The following is a 23677-nucleotide window of genomic DNA, read 5'->3' as shown; positions in this document are numbered from 1 at the left end:
ACTCAGCTGATCAGTTCGTACACGGTGGCCGGAACGGGCGAAGCGGTCTCGGCGAGCGTGCACGCTGTCAGGATGTCACGGGCCGCCTGTTCGGCGGCAGGAAGATCGCTGGCATGAATAAGTGCCAACGGCACTCCCGCTTCGACGTATTGTCCGAGTTCAACGACGTCTGTCAAACCGACCTGGTAGTTGATCGCATCATCAGGGCGGCGCCGGCCTCCACCGAGCCCGACTACCGCCAGTCCCAGCGCGCGGCAATCGATGTGTGCCACATACCCTGCACGAGGTGCAGTAACCGGCACGATCACCGCCGCCTGCCCCAGATGACGCTCGGGCGCACCGATAAGATCAGCGGGCCCGCCCAACGCTCGCACCATCCGCGCGAAGCGCTCCGCCGCGGCGCCGGAATCGAGCACCGCGTTCAACTTTGCACAGGCTTGCGCGGTATCGCTGGCGAGGCCACCCAGTACGAGCATCTGCGCGGCCAAGGCCAGCGTGACCTCATGCAAGCGCGCAGGACGACGATGCCCGGTCAGATAATCGATCGCACAGCGCACTTCCAGCGCGTTGCCGGCGCAAGGGGCCAGCGGCTGGTTCATATCGGTGAGCACGGCGGTCGTCTTCATGCCTGCACCGTTGCCGACCTCGACGATGCTGCGCGCCAGTTCCAGTGATTGCTCGTAGGTCGGCATGAAAGCGCCGGAGCCGACCTTGATGTCCATCGTCAGCCCTTCGAGCCCTGCCGCAAGCTTTTTCGACAGGATGGACGCCGTAATCATCGCGATCGATTCGACGGTCGCCGTTACGTCGCGGATCGCATAGATCCGTTTGTCGGCAGGCGCGAGCTGCGCCGTCTGACCGATGATCGCCACGCCGACTTCCCGCACGATCCGCTGAAACGTCCGCGCCTCAGGAACCAGGTTATAGCCGGGAATGGCCGCGAGCTTGTCGAGCGTCCCGCCGGTATGGCCGAGACCGCGCCCGGAGATCATCGGCACGAAACCGGCGCAGGCAGCCACCATCGGGCCGAGCAACAGCGAAGTCAGATCGCCGACGCCGCCCGTCGAATGCTTGTCGATCAACGGGCCCGGCAGATCGAACGCATCCCAGGACAGCACCTGGCCCGAGTCGCGTTGCGCCAGCGTCAGCGCAACGCGTTCGTCCACGCTCATGTCGTTGAAATACACCGCCATCGCGAACGCGGCGACCTGCTCGTTCGCGACGCTGCCGTCGACCACACCCCGTACGAATTCGCCGATCTCATCACGGCTCAGCGGCTGCCGGTCGCGTTTCTTGCGAATGATTTCCTGCGTCAACGACATAATGATCAGCTTAAGAAAAGGTAGGAGCCCCTGGCGTTCCGGTGACGGACGGACTCAATGAAACGACAGGAAAATCCCCGCAATGGCGGCGCTCATCAGGTTCGATAGCGTAGCAGCCGCTACGACACGCAATCCATAGCGCGCCACTTCCGCACGGCGTTCCGCGGCAACGGCACTAAAACCGCCCGTGAGAATCGCGATCGAAGAAAAATTAGCAAAGCCACACAGTGCAAACGACACGATCGCAAGCGTCTTCGGATCCAGCACCTGCAAGCCGGCCGCCGCGACCGACTGGGCGCCCTTCAGGTACGGCGACAGATCGACGTACGCGACGAACTCGTTGAGGATCAGCTTCTCACCGATAAAGTTGCCGGCGAGCGGTGCGTCCTGCCACGGTACGCCAATCAACCACGCGAGCGGTGCAAACACCCAGCCGAGGATGCTTTGCAGCGTGATCTGCGGATGGCCGAACAGACCCGCGATTCCGCTGACGGTCGAATTCAGCAACGCGATCAGGCCAATAAACGCAATCAGCATGGCGCCGACGTTGATGGCGATTCTCAGGCCAATCGAGGCGCCTGCTGCCGCCGCCTCGATCACGTTGGCCGATTTCCTTTCGTCGAAATGCAGCCCTTCCAGCACCACCCGGCTTGGCTCCGTGGTCGGGAAGATCAGCTTGGCGAACAGCAGGCCGCCCGGTATGGCCATGAACGACGCGGCCAGCAGATACTCCAGGTTGACGCCGAGGCCCGCATAGCCGGCCAGCACCGAACCCGCCACCGAAGCCATTCCGCTCGACATGACCGCGAACAACTCAGCGCCCGTCATCTCGCGGACGAACGGCTTGACGAAAGCCGGCATCTCGCTCTGGCCGAGGAAGATCGTAGCTACCGCGGAACATGCCTCGACTCGGGTCACAGCCAGCAGCTTCTCGAACACGACACCGAGGCCGTTGATGATCCACTTCATCACGCCGATGTGGTACAGCACCGCAATCAGCGCGGTGACGAAGATGATCATGGGAAGCACACGCAACGCGAAAACGAAGCCGCCACCGCCGAAGAGCTGGAACATCTTTGCGTCGACGAGGCCGCCGAACATGAACGACACGCCGCGGTCGCCCATCTGCAGCACATTGTTGACACCACGCGCGGCGGCCGCCAGCGCTGCGCTGCCAAGCGGTACGAACAGCACTAGCGCACCGATCGACACCTGCGCGAGGAGCGCGGGAATCAGCGTGCGCAAACGGATACCACTTCGATTGGTCGACAACACATAAGCGATCAGCAACAGAAAAACAATGCCACACAGACTGCGTAAGATATCCACGTTGTGCTCGCTGTTTGGAAATTAGAATTGGGGATGAGCGGATGGTCACAAAGCGGACTAAATTTTCCTTCGCATACCTATCTTCCTCCTGTCGTCTCTTTTGTCGATCTTATCCAGTGCGTCGCCCAAGCGTGCACCGTATAGTGCAGCGCAAAGACACATACGTCCACCCTCGGCCGGCGAACGTCCCTTCACTTCGACATGCTGCAGCGCGATGAGCTTCTACGTCGCGTCGTTATGGGGAAGCCGCATCGATGCATCGCGCATCGTTGGGCTTTTCGAGCTTCAATCCTGTCCTGTCGGTCAGGTTATAGATGAACAAAAAAATAAAGTACAAGGGTTTTGTGAGGACGCAGGATTTTGATCGCCTGGCCGCGCGTCATGCAAGCGGCCCGACCGGAGCGCGAAATTACCCGGACTTACGTGGGGTAAGGGTTCTGCATTTATTACATTCGCCCATCCGCATTGCACGGAAGGCGAGATCAGGCGGCGGCGTGGTACCGCCGCCCTTCTACCGCTTTTGCGCCCAACTCAATGGTGCGAGCGCGCCGCTCTCGTATGAGCGGCTTTTTTCGCCGCGGCCGAACGGCCCGCGGTGCCCTTGGTGGCGACCGCCTTTTTCGCCGCCGCCGAACGGCTCGCTGCGGGCCGGCGAGTCGCCGAACTCTTCGCCTGTTTCGACATCGCCGCACTCGACGCGCCGCATCCGCTCTCGCGCTTTAGCGCTGTAGTGGCGGCACGCGCGCGTTTTGCCTTGGATTCAGTGCTGGTGCTTTTGGCTGCGGTCTTGTGCTGGCCCGCCGCGTTGTCTTTGGCGGCCTTCTTACGCGTCGCTTCGCTGGTCGTACCCTTCTTCGGCGCCTTCAGATCGACGCCGGCACGGCGCGCCTTCGACAGACCGATGGCGATGGCCTGCTTGGCCGATTTCACGCCGTGCTTGCCGGCGCGCACGCGGTCGACCTCTTCCTTGACGAACTCCCCGGCCTGGGTACTCGAGGCTTTGCCGGCGCGCTTGTCCGCGTGGGCACGGTGGATGGTTTTCTGTTCAGGCATGACAGTCCTCCAGATTGGCTGTTGGCCTGTATCACGCAGCAACCCCTGTGCCTTGGCAAAAACGTGCGGTATCCGCGCGGACGGCGTATGGTTATAACAAGGGGCGGCAGCTGCGCCGACTCTACGGTTTTCGGACCATCCGGGAGAAGCCGCATGAAGATACCCACCTTACGAGCAGGTGCCCACATCGAAGGCGTGCACTGGATTGCCGAATATGCCGAGGACGTCCACGAGATTCGCGTGTTTCGCGAGGGACAGGAAGTGGATGTGCATAACGCACCGTCGACGCTGTTCGGCGACGAGGAAAACGCCGGTTCGAAAAGCTGCGCCGATCATCGCGCCGCGGAAGCGGCTGTGCTTGCTTACCTGAAGCGTTTCGTCGCCGAGCACGACGCCGAAGAGTAGCGAACGCAGGCGCGGCGATTTTCACCGCACCCGCCACGCCTGGCCCGCTTTAACATCCAATCAATCAGCCGGACGCAGTTTTTTCACTTCGGCGTCCGAAGGCTGCACGCTCGCGCCGTCGATATAGTGGAACGACGTCATTACGCCCTTGCCGTCCTTCACGCCCGTCACGCCGACAAAAGCACCCATGGTCGACTGGTTGTCCTGCGCGCGATACGACACCGGACCAAACGGCGTGTCGACGCTCAAGCCCTTGAATGCAGCGGCCAGCTTGTCAGGATCCGTAGAACCGGCTTTCTTCAGCCCATCCGCAAGCGACATCAACGCGGAATATCCGACCACCGAACCGAGGCGCGGATAGTCGTGATACTTCGCCTGATACGCATCGACAAACTTCTTGTTCGCAGCCGTATCGATCGAGTACCACGGGTAACCGGTCACGATCCAGCCGGTCGGCGCTTCGGCGCCAAGCGGATCCAGGTAATCCGGCTCGCCCGTCAGCAGCGAAACCACGCTGCGGTCCTTGAACAATCCCGTCGTATTGCCCTGACGGACGAATTTGCCGAGGTCAGCGCCAAACAGCACGTTAAAGATCGCATCGGGTTTCGCATCGGCGATGGCCTGGGTCACCGCACCAGCGTCGAGATTGCCTAGCGGGCTCGCCTGATCGGACACGAACTCGATATCGGGTTGGGCAGCCTGCATCAGCTTCTTGAAGGTCGCCACCGCCGACTGACCGTACTCGTAGTTCGGATACACCAGCGCCCAGCGCTTTTTATGCAGCTTGAGCGCTTCCGGCACCAGCATCGCGACCTGCATATAGGTGGAAGGACGCAGACGGTATGTATATTTGTTGCCGTCGGCCCAGACGATCTTGTCGGTCAACGGTTCGGCCGCGAGGAAGAAAACATGCCGCTGCTTCGCGTAGTCGGCCAGCGCGAGGCCGGTATTCGACAGGAAGCCGCCGAACAGCACCTGCACGCCTTCGCCCGTCACCAGCTCCTGCGCGACGCGTACCGTATCGCCAGGGTTGGCGTTGTCGTCGCGCGAGACGACTTCGAGTTTCTTGCCGAGCACGCCACCCGAAGCGTTCACCTCGTCGAGCGCGAGATTCCAGCCGTTCTTGTAAGGGCCGAGAAAGGCCGGTTGGGCCTTATAACTGTTGATTTCGCCGATCTTGATCGTCTCCTGAGCCACGGCCCCAAGCGCCGTCAGCGAGAGCGTCAACGAAACAGTCAGACGAGAGATCCATCCTGCGCGTGTGGTCATGCGTTTCTCCGTTATCAGTAGTGGGTGCGAGAAGGCGAATGCGGGTACAGCGAATCAATCGGCGCGCGATGTCGCGCGAATACGCGCCACGCTTGCCTCGACGTCTTGCCATGCGGGCCTGCCGCCCGCGAATTGCTGACGCAGGTACGACACGAGTTCGGCTACCTGGGCGTCGTTGAAACTGTCGCGGTAAGCCGGCATCGTACCGAGTTCGGGCCGTGCAGGCGAGTTGATGCCGTCCAGAATCACGCGAATCAGATTATCGGGCGCTGCGCTATGCAGATTCGTGTTAAGCGCGAGCGACGGATGCGCACCGAATAGCGTCGGTCCACTGCCGGTGTGATGGCACGCCGCGCAGGCGCCGTCGAACAGCCGTGCGCCCATGCTCGACGCCGTGGGCGTAGCCGCGCTGGCCTGCTCGTATTCGCGCGCCAGCGCTTCTGGATTCGCATTAGGACCCGCGGGGTTCAGCGAGGCAAGGTAATTCGCCATGGCGCGGATATCGCTGTCCGGCAAGGAAGCCAGCTCGCTGACGACCGGTCCCATCGGGCCGGCCGCTACGCCATGCAGCGGCGCGTGCCCAAAGCGCAGATAGCTGAACAGTTCGTCTTCGGTCCACGGCACGGGCGCATTCGAAAGTGTCGTCAACGCAGGCGCTTCCCAGCCTTCCGCTATACCGCCGCCAAGAAACGCCGCGCCAGTTTTCTCGGCGCCGAATGCATTGCGCGGTGTATGACATGCGCTGCAATGGCCGAGGCCGTTGACCAGATAGGCTCCGCGATTCCATTGCGCGGTTTGCGTTGCCTCCTGCGTGAACGTATTGCGCTTCAGAAACATGGTGTTCCATGCGGCCATCAGGGGCCGCACGCTGAAGGGAAACGCCAGCTTCGTTTCAGGCGGACGTGAGCGTACCGGCGTTTGCGACATCAGGTAGGCATACAACGCCTGAAGGTCATCGTCCGATACGTTCTTGAACGACGTGTACGGGAAAGCGGGGTATAGGTGCCGTCCATCGCGATGGATGCCCTTGCGCATCGCCCGTGCAAACGCGTCGAACGACCAGTTGCCGATGCCCGTCTGCTCATCCGACGTGATATTCGTGGTGTAGATCGTGCCGAACGGTGTATCCAGCGCGAGACCTCCCGCGTTCGGCACGCCGTTGTGTGCCGTGTGGCAGACGGCGCAGTCACCGAGCGAGGCGAGCAGTTTGCCGCGTGCGATCAACCCGGGTGCAAACGAAGTCGCTAGAGGCGGTGTGATCGGGGCAATCGGCTGAGGTGCGAACGAGGCCATGCTTAACCAGCCCGCGGTACCTGCAGCCAATGCGCCGAGGAAACCGAAACGCCAGCGCTTTTTCCTGCGCGCGGTTGCGGCCGCGGCCGCCTGCGCCGGGCCGTCGGCGAGCGCGGCCCGAATCACTTCCGGCGTGAACGGCGGCCTGCGAAACCGCACACCCGTCGCATCGAACAGCGCGTTTGCAATCGCAGCCGCACCAGGCAGCGACGCCGATTCGCCCGTACCCATGGGCGGCTCGCCGTGGCGCGGCATCATCACCACCTCGATGACCGGCACCTCGCGGAACGTCAGGATCGGATACGCGCCCCACTCCTGGCTCGTCACTTCGTTCTTGCCGAAAGTCACGCGCTCTTTCAACGCGCGGCTCGTCGCCTGGATCACGTTGCCGTGAATCTGGTGACGGACACCATCTGGATTCACCATCGTTCCGGTGTCCTGACCGACTACCACACGCGTCACCGCCAGTTCGCCGCTCTTGCGATTCACCTCGATATCCGCGACCCACGCGGCCCATGCCGCGCCAAAGCCGGGGAATTTACTGTGCACGTAGCGCGCGTAAGCGAAGCCTCTGCCGCGCGCGATGTCGCCTTCCTCTTCCTCTGCGTCTTGCGCTTTGAGCGCGACGTTGCGGGGTTCCCAGCCAGCTTTCGCTGCAACGGCTTTGACGAGATCGATCGCGCGCGGATCCGTCAAATGCTGCAGACGGAACTCGACCGGATCGACACCCGCGTCGGCGGCCAGTTCGTCGATGAACGATTCGTGTGCAAACGTGTTGGGCAACGCCGACACGCCACGCAACCACGAGGCCCGGACAATCGGCGGCGTGTCGTCGCAAACGATACGCATCGTGCGGTAGTCATAGGGCGGAACGGACGTGCGGTCGCCCATTTCGAACACCTGCGGCTGCGGCGAGATCGCTCCGGTCAACAGCAGCCCAAGTGTGGGTGCATCGTTCGAGGGGTAACGCGTGGAGAAGTCGTAGCCCGTGAGCAGGCCATTCGCATCCACAGCGCCACGCACGTCCATCAATTGCGCCGCGCCTTTCGGTTCCCACCGGTGTTCGTCTTCGCGAGACAGTTGCACGCGCACTGGACTGCCCATCGCACGGGAGAGCAAAGCGGCATCCGCGGCTACGTCGTCGGCACAATTGCGACCGTAGCAACCGGCAGCGTCCATGCGCACCACTTCAATCTGCGTTTCTTCCAGCGACATCAGCAACGCCAGATCCGCGCGCAGCGAATGCGGGTTCTGTGTACCGGACCAGACCTTAAGCACACCGTCGCGATAGTCGGCCACCGCACACGACGGTCCGATCGACGCATGCATCTGGAACGGCCAGACGTACGTGCGTTCGAGCGTGTTGTCCGCTTGCGCCAGCGCCGCGTCGACATCACCTTCGATCAGCAGATCGCGGCGCGTCGAGGGATTGGCGCGCAAGGCGGCCTCGACCTCCTCGCTGGTTTCGAGCGCCGGCAGGCCTTCCACTGTTTTCCACTGCACGTCGAGCCGTTTCACCGCCTCCTGCGCGACCTCCTCGCGCACCGCGACGATGCCTATGAAATCGCGGATCACGACCACTTTGACGATACCCGGCAGATCGCGCACAGATTCTTCGTCGACGTGCAGCAGGCTGTTGCCGATAAAGTCGCCTTGCGCGACGCCCGCATAGGGCGGCCGCACTACCCGGCCGTGCAACATGCCCGGCAGACGCACGTCATGCACGAACATCAGTTCGCCGATCGCCTTGGCCGGAATGTCGATGCGCGCAGTGCTTTTGCCGACGATCCGATACGCCTCAGGCGGCTTCAAAGGCGTATCCGCTGCTAGCGTCAGCTCGATACGCCGCCCAGCGATCAGTTCGCCATAACCGATTCCTTGCGCCCGGTCGTCGCCACGACGATGCACGATGCCATCGCGAACCTCCAGCGTCTGCGCGCCGACGCCAAAGCGCAACGCTGCTTGCCCGACCAGGTACTGCCGCGCCTGCGCCGCGGCCAGACGCAGCGGCACGGCGGAAATCTGGATCGTTGCGCTCGCAATGGTTGGCCCCTGATTTGGCGCCTCGGTGGTGTGACCGAGCACGACCGAGACACGCGTGAGCGGCACATCGAGCTCTTCGGCGACGATCTGGGCGAGCGCCGTGCCGATGCCCGTCCCCAGATCGACGTGGCCGTTAAACGCCACCACGCTGCCGTCGCCACGCACGACGAGGAACACATCGGCCAATGTCGGCACAAACGATGAGCGCGACCCAGGTTGCCCGATCGCGGGTTTTACCGGCGCTTGCGGCGGCCGTACGACGACCAGCACGTTCTGCATGTCGTCGAGCTGCTGCCGCGACAGAGGCTGACGCTCGACGCTCACGTCCGGCCCTGTCATGCGCGCTCTCCTTCAAGCCCTTCATGCCCGCGACGGCATGCTGCCAGCAATTCGGCGGCACGATGCACTGCACGCAGAATCTCGACATGCGTACCGCAGCGGCACAGGTTGCGTGACAACTCGCGCCGGATGGTGGCGTCGCTGGGATGAGGATCGCGGTCGAGCAGAGCTTTCGCGGTCATGATCATGCCGTTGAGACAATAGCCGCACTGTGCGGCCTGTTCGTCGATGAACGCCTGCTGCACCGGATGCAGTGCCGCACGCGTGCCCAATCCTTCGAGCGTGGTGATCTCTCGTCCTTCCGCAACCCTCGCCGTCGTCACGCACGAGCGGGTTGGCATGCCATCGAGCAGCACCGTGCACGCGCCGCACTCGCCCAGCCCGCAGCCGAACTTCGGACCGTTCAGCGCCAGGTCGTTACGCAGCAGATAGAGCAGCGGCGTGTCAGCGCTGGCACTGACGACATGCGTCGCCCCATTCACCCTAAGCGTGAGGTTCTCGGGGAGGTTCATGGCCACCACGCCGGCAGGTCGCGACGCGCGTTCAGACAACCACCGGCACTTCGGTCGCCGGCGGCGTATTACGGCTACGCCGGCAACGGATCAGGCCGTCGATCATCACCATGCCAACGCCCGGAATGTCGCCAAGCTGTACGCTCTCGAGCAACGTGCTGCCGGCCGTATGCTGCGCGCGGTCCATGAACACGAGATCCGCGGGGCGGCCCACTTCGATCAGCCCTTGCCGCAGATTGCGCTGCCGCGCCGTGTTGCCGGTTGCAAAGCAGAATGCGATTTCCGCCGGCACGTCGGCGAGGCTTGAGATCAGCGCGATCATCCGCAGAATGCCAAGCGGTTGCACGCCGGAGCCGGCCGGGCTATCGGTGCCGAGAATGATGCGGTGCGGACATTTGAGTTCGATCGCATGACGCGCGGTCAGCAATGCAATGCGTTCATTGCCGTTGTGGACGATTTCCAGTGCGCGTGTGGATTGCTCGCACAGGTCGCAGACGTGACGATAAGACAAGGACGTGTGGCCGCCATTGATGTGACCGATAACGTCGGCGTCAGCCGCGAGCACCACGTCCTTGTCGATCAGACCCGAGCCGGGGATCGACGGGCCGCCCGTGTGAATCGTGCTTTGAATCCCGTACTTGCGCGCCCAGGCGACCATCTGGCCCGCTTCCTCGCCGGCCTTGACACTGCCGAGACCGACTTCGCCGAGCAGCTTTACGCCCGCTTCCGACAGTTCCTTGAAGTCTTCCTCGACCATGCCCTTTTCGATCACCGGCGCGCCGGCCAATACCTTGACGCCTCCGCCGACGCCCGCGCCGCGCATGCCTTCGAACGAGCGCTGCGCCGTAATCGCCAGCGCCTTCACGCCGATGATATCCTTAGGACGCCCTGGCAAGTGCACTTCGCCGGCGGAGATCATGGTCGTCACGCCGCCGTTCAGGTTCGACTCGATCCAGCCCATCTGGTTCTGGCGCGGCGTCCAGTCGCCGAAGACGGGGTGCACGTGCGAATCGATCAGGCCAGGCGCCACCGCCGTGCCTTTGCAATCGACCTTCGTGCGCGCGCCTTCGAGGTCGCAGTCTTTCTCCTTGCCAACCGCGACGATCACGCCATCGTCGATCACCAGCGTGTCGGCATCGAGAATCGGCTGATCGATATCGCCCGATAACAGCAGGCCGATGTTCGTTACGACAACCTTCCCCGACAATCCTGTCAACGTCTCTGCTGCCATCTGCTTCTCCCTTTCGCAACGACTACCCGAGGCGGCCCACACGCGCGCATTGCGCGAGGCGTATGACCGCGTCGCAGGAATCAGACGCTCAAGTAAGCGCGCCTGACTGTTTCGTTCTTCGCGAGTTCGCCGATCGTGCCGCTAAAGCGGATCTGCCCTTTTTCAAGGACATACGCGCGGTCGCTGACCAGCTCGGCGAAGTGCAGGTTCTGTTCGGACAACAGAATCGACAGCCCTTCGCGCTTGAGTTCGAGAATCATGTTCGCCATCTGTTCGACGATCACGGGCGCCACGCCCTCCGACGGTTCGTCGAGCAGCACCAGATACGGATTGCCCATCAGCGTGCGCGAGACGGTCAGCATCTGCTGCTCGCCGCCGCTCATCTGCCCGCCGGGACGTCTTGGCATCTCGCCGAGATTGGGGAACAGGCGAAACAGCTTTTCCGGGGTCCACCGCGGCGCGCCTTCGCGCGGCGGTTGCCGACCTGTGTCGAGGTTTTCCAGCACCGTGAGATCGGAGAACACGCGACGGTCCTCGGGTACGAAGCCCATTCCCATGCGGGAAATCCGATACGGCGGTAGCGATCCAATGTCCGTGCCGCGGAAACGCACTTCGCCCTGGCGACGCGGCAACAGCCCCATCACCGCCTTCATCGTGGTCGATTTCCCCGCACCGTTGCGACCCATCAGCGCCACTACCTCGCCGCGCCCGACTTCGAGGCCAACGTCGAACAGGATGTGTGCGCGACCGTAGAACGCGTTGAGGCCGGAGACTTTCAGCATCGGCTCGCTCATTGCAAGGCCCCTTGGCGACCGCTTTGGTCGTCGTGATGGTCGTCCAGCGCCGCATGCGCCTGGAAGGTCTTGCCAGTGCCGAAATAGACTTCCTGCACGCGAGCGTCGTTGCGGATCGTCTCTGCGCTGCCTTCGGCAATCAGCTTGCCGCGCGCGAGCACGATCATGCGGTCAGCGTAGGCAAACACGACGTCCATGCTGTGTTCGGTGAACAGCACGCCGATCTTGTGCTCCGTGACCAGGCGCTTGGTCAGCGCCATCAGATCGTTGCGCTCCTTGGGCGCCATGCCGGCGGTCGGCTCGTCCATCAGGAGAAGCTTCGGGCGGTTCGCCATGGCGATAGCAAGTTCGACGCGTTTGACGTCGCCATAGGCCAGCACACCGCAGGCGCGATGCGCGTCGGCGGCCATGCCTACCTGCTCGAGCAGGCCGAATGCTTCATCCGCATACCACGATCCGGCGGCCTTCCACAGGCCAAACAGTTTGCGTTCGCGAGACACCAATGCCATCTGCACGTTTTCGAGCACGGTCATCGAGTTGAAGGTTGCGGCAATCTGGAACGTGCGGCCCACGCCGAGTCGCCAGATATCGCGTGGCCGCATGCCGACGAGTTCGTGATCGTCGAGGCGGATCGAACCCGACGACGGCCGCAGTTGCCCGTTGACCATATTGAAGCACGTCGATTTTCCAGCGCCATTCGGGCCGAGCAGCGCGAGCAGTTGACCGGCTTCGAGATCGAAGGAGACATCGTCGACCGCTTTAAGGCCACCGAATGATTTAGACAAGCCCGAGACGCGCAGGAGGCTCATAGACCCTCCTTCATCGCAGTGGCCTGCGATGGCGGGGTTGATGCTGGCCCGGCGGCAGCCCGCTCCGCGTCGGCCGATCCACCTGCGTGACCATTCTTCGTACCAGTATCGTCGTCGCCGAAGCGTTCACGGACGAAACCTACGATGCCTTGCGGGAAAGCGATCACCAGCAGCAGGATGGCAAAGCCAAGGAGTGCTTGCCAGTAGTCGGTCTGCCGCGCCACCGTATCCTGCAGCCAGGTAAACACCGCCGCACCGACGATCGGCCCGGCGAGGGTCTGCAGACCGCCTAGCAGCACCATGACGAGTCCGTCGACGGAACGGCTCACGCTAATCACTTCAGGCGAAATCGTGCCCTTCGAAAACGCGTACAGGGAGCCCGCGAGACCACAAAACACCGATGCAATCACAAACGACGCCCATTGCACCCGCTTGACGTCAATGCCGATTGCCTCGGCGCGCAAGCCGGAATCGCGCGAAGCTCGCATGGCATAGCCAAGCGGTGAGAACAGCATGCGCCGCAGCAACCAGACGCAGATCACGACGCACACTAGCGTCAGGTAGTAATACGCAACCGGCGAGGACAACCAGTTCGACGGCCACAATCCGAGCACGCCGTTGCTGCCACCCGTCACATCGTCCCACTGAAACACGACTGACCACACGATCTGCGCAAACGCCAGCGTCAGCATGGCGAGGTACACGCCAGACAGTCGCACGCAGAACCAGCCGAACACCAGCGCTCCGGCGAGAGCGAGCAATGGCCCAAGCAGGAGCGCTGCTTCCATCGGCAAGTTGAGCACCTTGAGGAACAATGCAGCCCCATAAGCGCCGAGGCCAAAATACGCAGCGTGCCCGAACGAGTGCATGCCTCCCGGTCCCATGATGAAGTGCAGGCTAGTGGCAAACAACACCGCAATCATGATCTCGACCAGCAGGATGGGCATATACGGGAACGCCTTGGCCGCAAGCGGCGCGAGCACCAGCACGGCAAGCACCGCTACCGCCAGCCGCTTCAGACGTTTGCCCGCGGGCCGCAGCGGCGCTTCCGGCGCAGCCATGCCGCGCACCGCGGCAGTTGCGCGGCCAAACAGACCCCAAGGCCGCACAACGAGCACGACGGCCATCACGACGAATTCCGCAACCAGTGTGAAGCGGCTTAGCGAAAAGTCGATCCCGCCAATCGACACGTGTCCGATGCCAATACACAGCGCCTTGATCTCCGCAATCAGCAAGGCAGCGACGAACGCACCGGGAATGGATCCCATACCGCCCACCACCACGACCACAAATGCATTGCCGATCGTCTCGAGGTCAAGCGACAGATTCGCCGACATGCGCGGCCCTTGCAACGCGCCGCCGAGGCCTGCTAAAAATGCGCCAACGAAGAACACCCCGGTAAACAGCCAGGCCTGATTGATACCCAGCGCGCCGAGCATTTCACGATCCTGTGTCGCCGCGCGCACCAGCGTGCCCCAGCGCGTGCGCGTAAGCGCATACCAGAGCAACAGCAATACGAGCGGGCCGATGATGATCAACGCGATATCGTAGGTAGGCAGTGGGTGGCCGAGCAGATTGATGGCACCTCCCAGATGCGGCGAACGTGGCCCGAACAGATCTTCCGGACCCCACAGCCATAACGCGGCGTCACGGAAGATCAGCACCAGCGCGAAGGTCGCCAGCAAATGGAACAGCTCCGGCGCCTGGTAGATGCGCCGCAGTACGATCATTTCGACCAGCGCACCCAGCACCGCAACAACCAGCGCTGCCGCCAGCACCGAAAACCAGTAGCCGCCTACGGTGTGGCCGAAGCGGCTCGCAAAGGTATACGCGACATAAATGCCGAACATATAGAACGAGCCGTGCGCGAAGTTGACGATGCGCGTCACGCCGAAGATCAGCGACAGGCCCGCGGCGACGAGAAACAGCGTCGACGCATCGGCGAGTCCGTTGACCAGTTGTACCAGCAGATTCGAAAGCATCGTAATCCTTAGCGGCTTGCCATCCATCCCATGCGCGGCACGCTCATACGCACCTCACGGGCAGCACAGTACCAGCGAAACTATTCAACGCAAACCGTCTTCGCCCTTGATTTCGCTCGCCTGCAATCCACCGATGCGCGGCAGCGGCCGGCCCGAGGCCGTCACCGCAACCGCCACGACGATTTCGTTGGCGCGCGGCGCATCGGCAACGCGTGCTTCGATGGCGTCGAAATGGCTGCGCACGAAGGCGGCGTCTTTATGGCCAAGCGGTACGTCGATGGCAGTACCCAGCGTGCCCATTTTCTTCGCCGACGGCACCAGTGCCGCCCCCTTCTCCACTGCAACGCGCAGCGGCGCACCAAGCTTTGGATGCAGGATCGCCGCAGCGTGCTCCAACTCGCCCGCCTCTCCGACAATCGCCGCCTTACCGTAACTTTGCGCCTCGCCTGGTTCGATGCCCAGCGCTTCGACGCACTTCTTGCCGAGCAGCGCGCCGAGTTCTTCACCCGCCTCGATCAGTGCATCGAGTTTAGGTTCGAAACGGCCCGCGTAGGGGTTTTCGATCACGGCGATGGCCACCGCGCGACGCGTCGGCGGATCGATCGTCTGGCCCATTTCAATGCGTGTTTCATCTACCTGAACTACCAGCTTGCGAAGCTTGATTGCCATTTCGCTCTCCGTGTATGGGTTCGCCGGGTTTGCGTGAGCCCGGTTTGCCTTGACCCTGCGTTGACCGTGTCTACGTGTCTGCCACTACGCTACGTCGCGGTCGCCTAGCGCAGGCCGTCCTTGCCGACAATCGCCTCTTTCGCGAGACCGCCTACCCGCGCATGCACGCGCTGCCCCGTGCTCATGACGAGGATGTAGACCACTTCGTCCGCTGCCGGCGCTCCGGGCACGCAGACTTCGATCGCATCGAAATGACTGCGCACGTAGCTCGCGTTCACATGAGTCATCGGTACATCGAGCGCCGTGGAGGGTGCACCGACCTTCTTGGTCGACGGCACGATCGCGTTGGTCGGCACGCCGTTCTTCTCCAGCAGTTCACGCATGGCGTAGCCGCCCGGCACGTGCCATAGCGCACCGTGTTCCAGTTCACCCGCCGCGCCGACGATTGCTCCCTTGCCGTAGCTCTCGATTGCCGCATGCGGGACGGCCATCGCGGCAAGCAGACGCTGGGCCAGGTCGATGCCGATCGGCTTGAGCGCTTCCATGGCGTGCTCGATCTTCGGCTCGTAGCGGCCCGCAAACGGATTCGTCATCACCGCGGCAATCGCGCCCTTGCGCAATGGTTGCGCAGGCGGCGGTCCGAACTCGTGAAAAATGTCTTCGACGTGCGTCAGCACGCGGCGGATTTCGAACACGGAGCCTCCGTTGGATATTGGGTGTTATGGGTCACGCGCAAGCCGCTGCCAGCGGTCAGCGGCGCATGCAAACTCGTCATGCCGACGACACTCACACGCCGCTGCAAAAACAGCGCGGCGCCTTCGATCAAACCTTGCTCGTGCAGACGTCTCGCTTCCTGCGCACCGCAGGCGAGCGCGAAATCGACCAGCGGTTGCGGCAACGGCGGCACGTCGACGGTGACCAGCAAGTCGCCGAGGTCGCTATCGTCTTTCAGCGACGAAGCCGGCTGGCGCACGATATCCGCGTGCTTCAGATCGACCGCGTTGGCGATCATCGTTGCAGCGGCGTCAGCGGCGGCTGCGCTGCGAGCCAGCACGGTCACGCTATCCGCGATGCCGAGGCTGAAACTGCGGCCACGCCAGCCGCTCGTTGCAATACCGCGCACCGGCGACGCAGCGTCGAGCGTCAGGTTGGCGTCGAGCTTGAGGCCTTCATTCAAGCCGGCATCGGGACCATTGGCCAGGCTCGCGCCTTCAAATTCAGCCAGATCGGTGAACACGCCGATCCGGTAATGTTGGCCCTCGCCAAGATACAACGCAATATCGCCACCGTTGTTGATGAACGCCCGCGATACGCCGGGCCGCGCGAATGCCGCGATCAGTTCATCGGCCACGCTGCCCGCGACTGCAGCCATCGGCGTGATGTAGCGGGCCCGGTGCGGATAACAGGCGTCCCACATGCGGCGTGCGACCGCGCCTTCGCATGGCGCGCTCGACGCATCCTGCGGCACGGGCTGGCGTAACTTCGGCAACTCGGCCACCAGTTCGTCGAGGATCGTCGTGAAGCGCGCCCAGCACGCTTCATGCGCAGCCTGCACCGCCGCGGCGTCACCATCGGCGCCGATGATCAGATCGATCGGGCCGTGATGCAGGTGCCAGCGTGTGGCGTCGAGGGGCGCGCGGGTTGCGGTCATGGACGTCATCCGAGCATCGGTGGTGTGCCGAGCGGCCAAGGGTTGTCAGGGTGACGCACGAGGGTACGGCGCCCGAGCGGCGCTCCTTCCACATGATCTGGTCCGTGAGCGAGCACGCTTTCCAGCGAACGAACGGCATCGAGGTGGCCGCCGAGATCGCGGTAAACGTCATAGCTCATGGTGAATTCGATCGGCGCCACGATAGCGGGTGTGGGCACCGTACCGAACGAACGGTCCGGCATGCGCGTCACGTCTACCATGACGGTGATACCACCACCAGGCCATACGTACGCAGGCGCCCCGCCGCAGGTCACGTTCACCAGACGCTGTTTGATCGCACGGGTCAGCAGGACGGGATTCTCAGTAGCGCCGGCGCGCAGGCTGCCGCCCGCGCCGCCCAGGAAAAGCACCGTAGCCAGCGATGGCTCGCAGTTTTCACCAATCCGCTCCACGGTCCGACGAACCGCTTCGGGCATCTCCATCACTCGCGGCGCCAGATTCGCATCCAGTTCGTACCACTGCGCATGTTCGCCCGTGGTGGACACCATCAACAAACGCATACCGGGCCGCGCTACAGCGGCATCAAAGCCCTCAACGATGGCAAGCGGGTCCGAGATGTCCGTGCCGCCCCATCCCGTGCCGGGGTTCGCCACCTGGAAATAACGGCCCGGTGTCGATTTGCGGCCGCGAATCTTCAGACCTGAACGCGTCATGCCGAGGCATCGTCCCGCTTGATGCTCGGTCAGCACGCCGGTAATGTGATCGTCGACCACCACCACTTCGTCGACATGTCCGAACCACTGCTTGGCAAATATGCCGATGGTGGCCGAGCCGCAACCCACACGCATGCGCTGCTCTTCGACGCCATCCACGATCGGCGCCGCGCCGGCGCGAATCACGAGACTCGCGCCGCCGTCGATGGTCAGCTCCACCGGCTGCTTGTTGCCGAGTTCGAGCATCATCTCGCAGGTCACGCGGCCCTCTTTCTTGCTGCCGCCGGTCAGATGGTGGACGCCGCCGAGGCTCAGCATCTGCGAACCGTATTCGGCCGTGGTCACGTGGCCGACGATCTCGCCCTGGCAACGCACATTCGATTGCTCAGGGCCGAGAAAGCGGTCGGTATCGATTTTTACCTTGAAACTGCAGTAGCTGAAGATGCCCTCGGTGACGACCGTCACCATGTCCACGTCGTCGAGCTTTGAAGAAACGATGAAGGGCGCCGGCTTGTAGTCAGGATAGGTAGACGACGCGCCTACGCCAGTTACAAACAGCGCCTGGTCCTGAGCCTGGAGTACCGCCGGCGAAGCTCCGTTCACGCCGGCAGATGCACCAAATTCGATCACCGCTGCTTCGTCCGTGGGCTTGCCGGACGCAAGCGACGGCGCCATGAACACCACCGGATCAACGCGGATCAACCGCCCGTCCGCATTTGCATAGCGGTCGCAAGCTCCGGTGCGGCCTTCGGAGATCTGGCACAGCACGGGACACGCATTGCATTCGATCTTGTTGCCCGCCATCCGCTCGCTGCGGGGCGCCGCTTTTTCGAGCACGGTGGGACCGGGCGTGGAAGCGGTTTCGCCATCCACACGGTCTGCACCGAAATCGACCTTCGTATGTTCGGTCATGTTGGGGTTCCCATACGACGACATTACAATCGGCCCTGCCCGGTTGACGAAATAGCCCTTGTTTCAAGGCATATTCGTGTGACCCGCACCGGCATGCATTTTGAAAAATGTTGCGGTCACTAACCGTTCGTGTAGTATGCACTACATCAAACTTGATAGAAATCTACTCGATCAAAATAGACTGCGCAACGTCTTTTCCCTGGTCGTTGGTCATGTTGCGGCGCGCCATTGTCTGCGCCGCGGCCCTATGCAGAAGGAGTTTCGCCGTGACACATGTCGTGACAGAAGCCTGCATCCGCTGCCGTTATACCGACTGCGTAGACGTCTGCCCGGTGGACTGCTTCCACGCCGGACCGAACATGCTGGTGATCGATCCGGACGAATGCATCGACTGCGCGGTCTGCGTAGCCGAGTGTCCCGTCAATGCAATTTACGCCGAAGAAGACCTGCCTGCAGCACAGCAGACGTTCACCGCGCTGAACGCCGAGTTGACCGGCGTGTTCCCGGTGCTAAGCAAGCGTGAAGACCCGTTGCCCGACGCCGATGTATGGAAAGACGTCACGGACAAATTGCATCTGCTCGAGCGCTGAGGTGTGCCATGCCGGGTCCCATGCGTTCCGCGCCACCGCCGTTCAGCATCCTGATTTCGCCGCACCGCAGCCTCCCCGGCGTGCGTATCCGGCTCCTCGTTCCCCCGTTGTTTTTCCCTCAACCGATCGCAGGAGAAACCCATGAACGAAGTTGTTGACCACCCCGCCTCTCACAATACGCAGGACACCCATGCCGAACCGCCATCGCCCATCGAAACCGACGCATTGATCGTCGGTGCAGGGCCGGTCGGCCTCTTCCAGGTGTTCGAACTGGGGCTGCTTGAAATCAAGGCGCATGTCATCGATTCGCTGCCGGTAGTAGGCGGCCAGTGCGTCGAGCTGTACCCGGATAAACCGATTTACGACATTCCTGCGGTGCCGATCTGCACCGGTCAGGAGCTCGCCGATAATCTGTTGAAGCAGATCGAACCGTTCGGCGCAACGTTTCACCTCGGGCAGGAAGTGCAGATCGTCGAGCGTCTGGAAGACCGGCGCTTCTTCGTGCGCACCAGCAAAGGCACCGAGTTCGTGACTAAAACCATCTTTATTGCAGCGGGGGTGGGCTCGTTCCAGCCGCGCACGCTGAAAGTCGCGGGCATCGACAAATACCACGGGCGGCAACTGTTTTACCGCGTGCGCGATCCCGAACTGTTCCGCGACAAGGACATTGTGATCTGCGGCGGTGGCGATTCCGCGCTGGACTGGGCACTCAATCTCGTGGACGTCGCGCAAAGCGTGATCCTCGTGCACCGGCGCGATGACTTCCGTGCGGCGCCTGCATCAGTAGCAAAAATGCGCGCGCTCTGCGACGATCTTCGCATGCAATGTCTGGTCGGCCAGGTAAGCGGTTTCGAAGACAATCATGAAGCGCTTCATCGCATCAAGGTGACGGGCGGTGACGGCGTCACGCGCACGCTCGAACTCGATCATCTGCTGGTGTTCTTCGGACTCTCCCCGCAGCTTGGGCCGATCGCCCAGTGGGGACTGGATATTGAACGCAAACAGGTAGGCGTCGATACTGAGAAGTTCGAAACCAATGTGCCGGGCATCTTTGCGGTTGGAGATATCAACACCTACCCCGGCAAAAAGAAGCTGATTCTCTCGGGATTCCATGAAGCCGCGCTGGCAGCATTCGGTGCTGCGCCCTATATTTTCCCGGACAAGAAGATTCATATGCAGTACACAACAACCAGCACTAAACTGCACAAGGTGCTGGGTGTGGAGTCGCCGGTGTTCGATTAATGACGTGCTTGCCCGTTTGCATCCGGGCGGTATGATGACAACGGCCGGCGGCGGAAACCGCTGGCCCGCAGTTTTGTGCCTAGTTTTGTGAGTAGATGCATCAGAACCATCACCAGAGAGAACCGAGGCCGCCCATGAGTCCAACTGCCGCCCGCAAGACGGGCGCTACCGGCATCCGCGCGAAGCAGGCCCAGGATACGCGCGCAAAGATCCTGAAAGCAGCCATCAAGGTATTCGCGAAGCAAGGCTATGCAAGCGGCCGGGTCGAAAGCATTTCAAAAGCAGCGCGCTCGCACGACCGGATGATTTACTACTACTTCGGCAGCAAGGAGCAACTATTCGTCGAAGTGCTCGAGACGATCTACTCGCAGTTCAATGAAGCCGAAAGCCGGCTCGACCTGGATCTGGACAATCCCGTGCATGGCCTGCAACAGATGGTCGAATTTGTCTGGCAGTACTACCTCGATCACCCCGAGTTCGTCACGCTGCTGTCCAGCGAAAATCTGCATCAGGGTAAGCACTCGAAGAAATCGTCCAAGCTGCGTGAGATTTCCGGCTACGCGATTTCTGTGGTCCAGAAAGTGCTGGATGCGGGCAAGGACAAGGGTGTGTTTCGTAGCAGCATCGCAGCGCGCGATGTGTACATCATGATCGCGTCGTTAGGGTATTTTTATAACGCCAATCAGTACACGCTTGGCGCGTTTCTGGGCGAGTCGCTGATGGACAAGGCAGCACTCGCGCATTGGCGCGAGGTCATCAAGGAGACGGTACTGCGAGCGGTGTTGGTAGAAGTGCCGGCCGAGGTGGCCGGCACAGAGAGCGAAAAAGCTTCGGTATAGGGCTGACCAGGGCTGGCGCTTAAGCCTTTGCCCCGTCTTCCTCGCGGAACAGCTTGTCGGCCAGATGAAACGCCGAATTAGCCGCGGGCACGCCGCAATAGATTGCGGTCTGCAGCAGCACTTCCTTGATCTCGTCGCGGGTCACGCCGTTGTTCTTCGCGGCGCGCAGATGCAGAGCGAGTTCTTCGCTGCGATTGAGCGAAACCATCAGCGCGATCGTCACGAGGCTGCGGGTATGACGCGGCAAACCTTCGCGCGTCCAGATCTCGCCCCATGCATAACGCGTGATGAAGTTCTGGAATTCCTCGGTGAGTTCGGTGCGGTTGGCCAAAGACCGCTCTACGTGCGCGTCGCCCAGCACGGCTCGGCGCACGTTCATTCCGGCTTCGTAACGTTCGTCGTCGTTCATTGCTGCTCCGTGAGGAAGTCGAGGATGGTCTTCGTGAAGGCGTCAGCTTGCTCGATGTTGGAGATATGCGAGGAGTCGAGTTCGACATAGCGCGCGCCAGGAATCGACGCTGCGAGCTCCTTGCCTTGCGCGGGCGTCGCGGCCAGATCATGCGTACCGGAAATCACCAGCACCGGCAGCTTGATACCAGGCGCTTCGGGACGCAGGTCGGTGGCATCGATCGCTTCGCAATTGCTGGCGTAGCCTTCCTTGTCCGTGTGGACGAAAACATCGCGGATTACGGAGAAGATCAGCGGTTCGCGTGCGATGAACTCGGCGGTGAACCAGCGCGGCAAAACCGCTTCGGAAAGCGCCAGCATCCCTTCCTTGCGTGCCCGTTCGGCACGCGGCACCCAGACTTCCGGCGAACCGATGCGCGCTGCCGTATTGCACAGCACGACGCGTTCGAAGCGGTTCGCGTGACGGGCCGCGAGGCCGACGCCGGTCAGTCCGCCCATCGAGAGGCCGCAAAAATTCGCCTTGGCGATCTTCAGCGTATCCATCAGGCCAATCACGTCGCCCGTCAACTGTTCGATCGTGTACGGCCCCTTCGGCGCTTCCGAATGACCGTGGCCGCGCGTGTCGTAGCGCAACACGCGAAACGTCTTCGATAGCGCGGCGACTTGCGGCGCCCACATCGACATATCGCTGCCAAGCGAATTCGACAGCACGATCCACGGCGCGTGACCATGACGGTCGCCGTCGATCCGATAATGAAGCTCGATGCCGTTGACTGCGGCGTAGGGCATTCCGTTACTCCTGGGAAGGTGCGCGGCCAGCGCGCTCGCTGTGAAGAGCCAGCACGGCGTCTACATAGGCGTGTGCCTGGCCGACGTATTGAGCCGGATCGAGCAGGCGTTGCAGTTGCTCGACCGGAAGATGTTCGGTGACTGCGGTATCGGCAGCGAGGACGTCGAAGAGCGTTTGCCCCGATTGCACCGCTGCTTTCGAAGCCCGCTCTACCAGATGATGCGCGTCGAGCCGGCCGATGCGATCGCCCAGCGCAAGCATCACCGATTCGCCGAGGATCAGACCATGCGTGACTTCGAGGTTGCTCGCGAGCCGTTCGACATTGACGTCGAGACCGCTCACGATCTGTTCTATGTTGGCAAGCGCCCCACCTGCGAGCCGCGCGAGATCGGGCAACGCATCCCATTCGGCCTGCCAGCCGCCGAGGGCACGCTCGTGTTCCTGCACCATGCCTGCAAGCACGGTAGCGACGAGCCCCGGCGCGCGCGCCGAGGCGGTTAGCACGGCCGCGCAGCCGACGGGATTGCGTTTATGCGGCATCGTCGACGAACCGCCCTTGCCCGCCGCGGCCGGTTCGGCCAGTTCGCCGAGTTCGGTTTGCATCTGCAGCGAGATGTCGCGAGCAATCTTGCCAAGCGTGCCGATCAGCATGCCGAGCCATGAGGCCGTTTCGGCGATACGGTCGCGCTGCGTGTGCCACGGCACCGCGGGCACGCTCAGGCCCAGCTCTTTGCCTAGCGCTTGCGTTACTTCCGGCGCTGCGTCGCGCAGACTCGCAAGCGTGCCGGCCGCGCCGCCGAATTGCAGTGCCAGCACGCGAGGGCGCAACGCATCGAGCCGTTCTTGATGACGCAGTAACGTATCGAGCCACTGCGCGAATTTCAGACCCAGCGTAATCGGCAAAGCCTGCTGCAACCAGGTCCGACCGATCATTGGCGTCGCGCGATGGGTGCGGGCAAGCACAGCGAGCGCCGCACAGGTAGATTGCAGATGCGGGCCGAGCAGATCGAAGGTGTCGCGCAGTTGAAGGACGGTCGCGGTATCGATGATGTCCTGGCTCGTCGCGCCCCAGTGGACGTATTTCGACGCTTCCGCGTCCGCCGCCTTCACGCGCGCAGTCAGTTGCTTGACGAGCGGAATGGCCAGATTACCGCCGAGAGCCGCGTCGCGTGCGAGCGCGTCGGCATCCAGTTGATCGGCCTGGCAAGCCGCTTCGATCGCGGCCACCGCCGATTGCGGAATGACGTTGTGCTGCGCCGAGGCCCGCGCGAGCGCCGCTTCGACATCGAGCATTCTTTGCAGCGTGGCGCGGGGCGACCAGACATCGTTCATTGGCTGCGTGCCGCAGATGAGACCGGTCAGACGGGCGCTGGCTTCGAGCATGGTGAATTGAAAAAAACGGAGAAAGGATATCGTCCGCGTCCGAATCTACGCGCAAGCGGAGCACGCGCGGCCTTCGGAAACAATGGACACGCGAGACAC

General features: G+C 62.4%; 21 protein-coding genes. 4 read left to right on the top strand and 17 right to left on the bottom strand.

All coding sequences use genetic code 11. The features are described from left to right. Positions 1-2: 2 nt before the first annotated feature. The 3 genes from deoA to BUS06_RS28240 all read right to left on the bottom strand — a co-directional run bounded on the left by deoA (position 3) and on the right by BUS06_RS28240 (position 3704). Positions 3-1322, bottom strand: a complete 1320-nt coding sequence (gene deoA, locus BUS06_RS28250) for a thymidine phosphorylase (protein WP_074267672.1) — start codon at positions 1320-1322, stop codon at positions 3-5. A gap of 54 nt (positions 1323-1376) precedes the next feature. Next, positions 1377-2651, bottom strand: a complete 1275-nt coding sequence (locus BUS06_RS28245) for a NupC/NupG family nucleoside CNT transporter (protein ID WP_074267671.1) — start codon at positions 2649-2651, stop codon at positions 1377-1379. Positions 2652-3182: 531 nt separating this feature from the next. Continuing rightward, positions 3183-3704 carry a DUF6496 domain-containing protein gene (locus tag BUS06_RS28240; RefSeq protein ID WP_074267670.1) on the bottom strand — a complete coding sequence of 174 codons (522 nt, stop codon included), beginning with the start codon at positions 3702-3704 and terminating at the stop codon, positions 3183-3185. Positions 3705-3857: 153 nt separating this feature from the next. Between BUS06_RS28240 and BUS06_RS28235 the strand changes: the two genes are divergently transcribed. Then, positions 3858-4109, top strand: coding sequence for a hypothetical protein (locus BUS06_RS28235; protein WP_074267669.1), 252 nt, complete (start codon positions 3858-3860; stop codon positions 4107-4109). A gap of 60 nt (positions 4110-4169) precedes the next feature. Here BUS06_RS28235 and BUS06_RS28230 read toward each other — a convergent pair whose 3' ends face one another. The 11 genes from BUS06_RS28230 to BUS06_RS28180 all read right to left on the bottom strand — a co-directional run bounded on the left by BUS06_RS28230 (position 4170) and on the right by BUS06_RS28180 (position 18326). Beyond that, entirely contained in the window at positions 4170-5378 is a 1209-nt protein-coding gene (locus BUS06_RS28230) for an ABC transporter substrate-binding protein (protein WP_074267668.1), read from the bottom strand. 54 nt (positions 5379-5432) lie between these two features. Further along, complete coding sequence (locus BUS06_RS28225; RefSeq protein ID WP_074267667.1) at positions 5433-9053, bottom strand: molybdopterin cofactor-binding domain-containing protein; 3621 nt, start codon at positions 9051-9053, stop codon at positions 5433-5435. Next, the gene (locus tag BUS06_RS28220; RefSeq protein WP_074267666.1) at positions 9050-9565 is read right to left on the bottom strand and encodes a (2Fe-2S)-binding protein; all 516 of its coding nucleotides are present in this window, start codon (positions 9563-9565) and stop codon (positions 9050-9052) included. The genes BUS06_RS28225 and BUS06_RS28220 overlap by 4 nt, the downstream gene beginning before the upstream one ends. 31 nt (positions 9566-9596) lie before the next feature. After that, positions 9597-10796, bottom strand: coding sequence for an amidohydrolase family protein (locus BUS06_RS28215; RefSeq protein WP_074267665.1), 1200 nt, complete (start codon positions 10794-10796; stop codon positions 9597-9599). A gap of 80 nt (positions 10797-10876) precedes the next feature. Further along, on the bottom strand, positions 10877-11590 hold the full coding sequence (locus BUS06_RS28210) for an ABC transporter ATP-binding protein (RefSeq protein ID WP_074267664.1): 714 nt from the start codon (positions 11588-11590) through the stop codon (positions 10877-10879). Beyond that, the gene (locus BUS06_RS28205) at positions 11587-12399 is read right to left on the bottom strand and encodes an ABC transporter ATP-binding protein (RefSeq protein WP_074267663.1); all 813 of its coding nucleotides are present in this window, start codon (positions 12397-12399) and stop codon (positions 11587-11589) included. Before BUS06_RS28205 ends, BUS06_RS28210 begins: the two co-directional genes overlap by 4 nt. Continuing rightward, positions 12396-14381: an ABC transporter permease gene (locus BUS06_RS28200; protein WP_074267662.1), complete on the bottom strand. Its 1986-nt coding sequence runs from the start codon at positions 14379-14381 to the stop codon at positions 12396-12398. The genes BUS06_RS28205 and BUS06_RS28200 overlap by 4 nt, the downstream gene beginning before the upstream one ends. Positions 14382-14465: 84 nt before the next feature. Continuing rightward, positions 14466-15050, bottom strand: coding sequence for an amino acid synthesis family protein (locus BUS06_RS28195; protein WP_074267661.1), 585 nt, complete (start codon positions 15048-15050; stop codon positions 14466-14468). A gap of 104 nt (positions 15051-15154) precedes the next feature. Continuing rightward, positions 15155-15745 (bottom strand): amino acid synthesis family protein, encoded by a 591-nt coding sequence (locus tag BUS06_RS28190; RefSeq protein WP_074267660.1) that lies wholly within the window; start codon positions 15743-15745, stop codon positions 15155-15157. Beyond that, complete coding sequence (locus tag BUS06_RS28185; protein ID WP_074269331.1) at positions 15721-16701, bottom strand: UPF0280 family protein; 981 nt, start codon at positions 16699-16701, stop codon at positions 15721-15723. Before BUS06_RS28185 ends, BUS06_RS28190 begins: the two co-directional genes overlap by 25 nt. A gap of 5 nt (positions 16702-16706) precedes the next feature. Continuing rightward, positions 16707-18326: a 6-hydroxynicotinate reductase gene (locus BUS06_RS28180; RefSeq protein WP_074267659.1), complete on the bottom strand. Its 1620-nt coding sequence runs from the start codon at positions 18324-18326 to the stop codon at positions 16707-16709. 266 nt (positions 18327-18592) lie between these two features. Here BUS06_RS28180 and fdxA point away from each other — a divergent pair, with 266 nt between their 5' ends. The 3 genes from fdxA to BUS06_RS28165 all read left to right on the top strand — a co-directional run bounded on the left by fdxA (position 18593) and on the right by BUS06_RS28165 (position 20997). Then, on the top strand, positions 18593-18916 hold the full coding sequence (fdxA, locus tag BUS06_RS28175) for a ferredoxin FdxA (protein WP_074267658.1): 324 nt from the start codon (positions 18593-18595) through the stop codon (positions 18914-18916). Between the two features lie 141 nt (positions 18917-19057). Further along, the gene (locus BUS06_RS28170; protein ID WP_074267657.1) at positions 19058-20158 is read left to right on the top strand and encodes an NAD(P)/FAD-dependent oxidoreductase; all 1101 of its coding nucleotides are present in this window, start codon (positions 19058-19060) and stop codon (positions 20156-20158) included. Between the two features lie 134 nt (positions 20159-20292). Further along, a complete protein-coding gene (locus BUS06_RS28165) occupies positions 20293-20997 on the top strand; it encodes a TetR family transcriptional regulator (RefSeq protein WP_074267656.1) in 705 nt (234 codons plus the stop codon). Between the two features lie 19 nt (positions 20998-21016). Here the strand turns inward: BUS06_RS28165 and pcaC are convergent, their stop codons facing one another. Genes pcaC through BUS06_RS28150 form a run of 3 tightly spaced genes read right to left on the bottom strand, consistent with a single transcriptional unit; the run spans position 21017 to position 23578 of the window. Further along, positions 21017-21406: a 4-carboxymuconolactone decarboxylase gene (gene pcaC, locus BUS06_RS28160; protein ID WP_074267655.1), complete on the bottom strand. Its 390-nt coding sequence runs from the start codon at positions 21404-21406 to the stop codon at positions 21017-21019. Next, on the bottom strand, positions 21403-22194 hold the full coding sequence (pcaD, locus tag BUS06_RS28155; RefSeq protein WP_074267654.1) for a 3-oxoadipate enol-lactonase: 792 nt from the start codon (positions 22192-22194) through the stop codon (positions 21403-21405). Before pcaD ends, pcaC begins: the two co-directional genes overlap by 4 nt. Positions 22195-22198: 4 nt before the next feature. Next, positions 22199-23578 (bottom strand): 3-carboxy-cis,cis-muconate cycloisomerase, encoded by a 1380-nt coding sequence (locus BUS06_RS28150; RefSeq protein WP_074267653.1) that lies wholly within the window; start codon positions 23576-23578, stop codon positions 22199-22201. Positions 23579-23677 lie beyond the last annotated feature (99 nt).

This window comes from Paraburkholderia phenazinium (genome assembly GCF_900141745.1).
Lineage (GTDB): Bacteria > Pseudomonadota > Gammaproteobacteria > Burkholderiales > Burkholderiaceae > Paraburkholderia > Paraburkholderia phenazinium_B.
This window is presented reverse-complemented; position numbering and strand designations above follow the sequence as displayed.

Bases quoted from the DNA above. Each gene is read 5' to 3' on its own strand.
- BUS06_RS28165 (WP_074267656.1), top strand. From the start codon at position 20,293: ATGAGTCCAACTGCCGCCCGCAAGACGGGCGCTACCGGCATCCGCGCG.
- BUS06_RS28185 (WP_074269331.1), bottom strand. From the start codon at position 16,701: ATGACCGCAACCCGCGCGCCCCTCGACGCCACACGCTGGCACCTGCAT.
- pcaD (WP_074267654.1), bottom strand. From the start codon at position 22,194: ATGCCCTACGCCGCAGTCAACGGCATCGAGCTTCATTATCGGATCGAC.
- BUS06_RS28240 (WP_074267670.1), bottom strand. From the start codon at position 3,704: ATGCCTGAACAGAAAACCATCCACCGTGCCCACGCGGACAAGCGCGCC.
- BUS06_RS28195 (WP_074267661.1), bottom strand. From the start codon at position 15,050: ATGGCAATCAAGCTTCGCAAGCTGGTAGTTCAGGTAGATGAAACACGC.
- pcaC (WP_074267655.1), bottom strand. From the start codon at position 21,406: ATGAACGACGACGAACGTTACGAAGCCGGAATGAACGTGCGCCGAGCC.
- BUS06_RS28210 (WP_074267664.1), bottom strand. From the start codon at position 11,590: ATGAGCGAGCCGATGCTGAAAGTCTCCGGCCTCAACGCGTTCTACGGT.
- BUS06_RS28235 (WP_074267669.1), top strand. From the start codon at position 3,858: ATGAAGATACCCACCTTACGAGCAGGTGCCCACATCGAAGGCGTGCAC.
- BUS06_RS28150 (WP_074267653.1), bottom strand. From the start codon at position 23,578: ATGCTCGAAGCCAGCGCCCGTCTGACCGGTCTCATCTGCGGCACGCAG.
- BUS06_RS28170 (WP_074267657.1), top strand. From the start codon at position 19,058: ATGAACGAAGTTGTTGACCACCCCGCCTCTCACAATACGCAGGACACC.
- BUS06_RS28180 (WP_074267659.1), bottom strand. From the start codon at position 18,326: ATGACCGAACATACGAAGGTCGATTTCGGTGCAGACCGTGTGGATGGC.
- BUS06_RS28225 (WP_074267667.1), bottom strand. From the start codon at position 9,053: ATGACAGGGCCGGACGTGAGCGTCGAGCGTCAGCCTCTGTCGCGGCAG.
- BUS06_RS28230 (WP_074267668.1), bottom strand. From the start codon at position 5,378: ATGACCACACGCGCAGGATGGATCTCTCGTCTGACTGTTTCGTTGACG.
- BUS06_RS28215 (WP_074267665.1), bottom strand. From the start codon at position 10,796: ATGGCAGCAGAGACGTTGACAGGATTGTCGGGGAAGGTTGTCGTAACG.
- deoA (WP_074267672.1), bottom strand. From the start codon at position 1,322: ATGTCGTTGACGCAGGAAATCATTCGCAAGAAACGCGACCGGCAGCCG.
- BUS06_RS28200 (WP_074267662.1), bottom strand. From the start codon at position 14,381: ATGCTTTCGAATCTGCTGGTACAACTGGTCAACGGACTCGCCGATGCG.
- BUS06_RS28220 (WP_074267666.1), bottom strand. From the start codon at position 9,565: ATGAACCTCCCCGAGAACCTCACGCTTAGGGTGAATGGGGCGACGCAT.
- BUS06_RS28205 (WP_074267663.1), bottom strand. From the start codon at position 12,399: ATGAGCCTCCTGCGCGTCTCGGGCTTGTCTAAATCATTCGGTGGCCTT.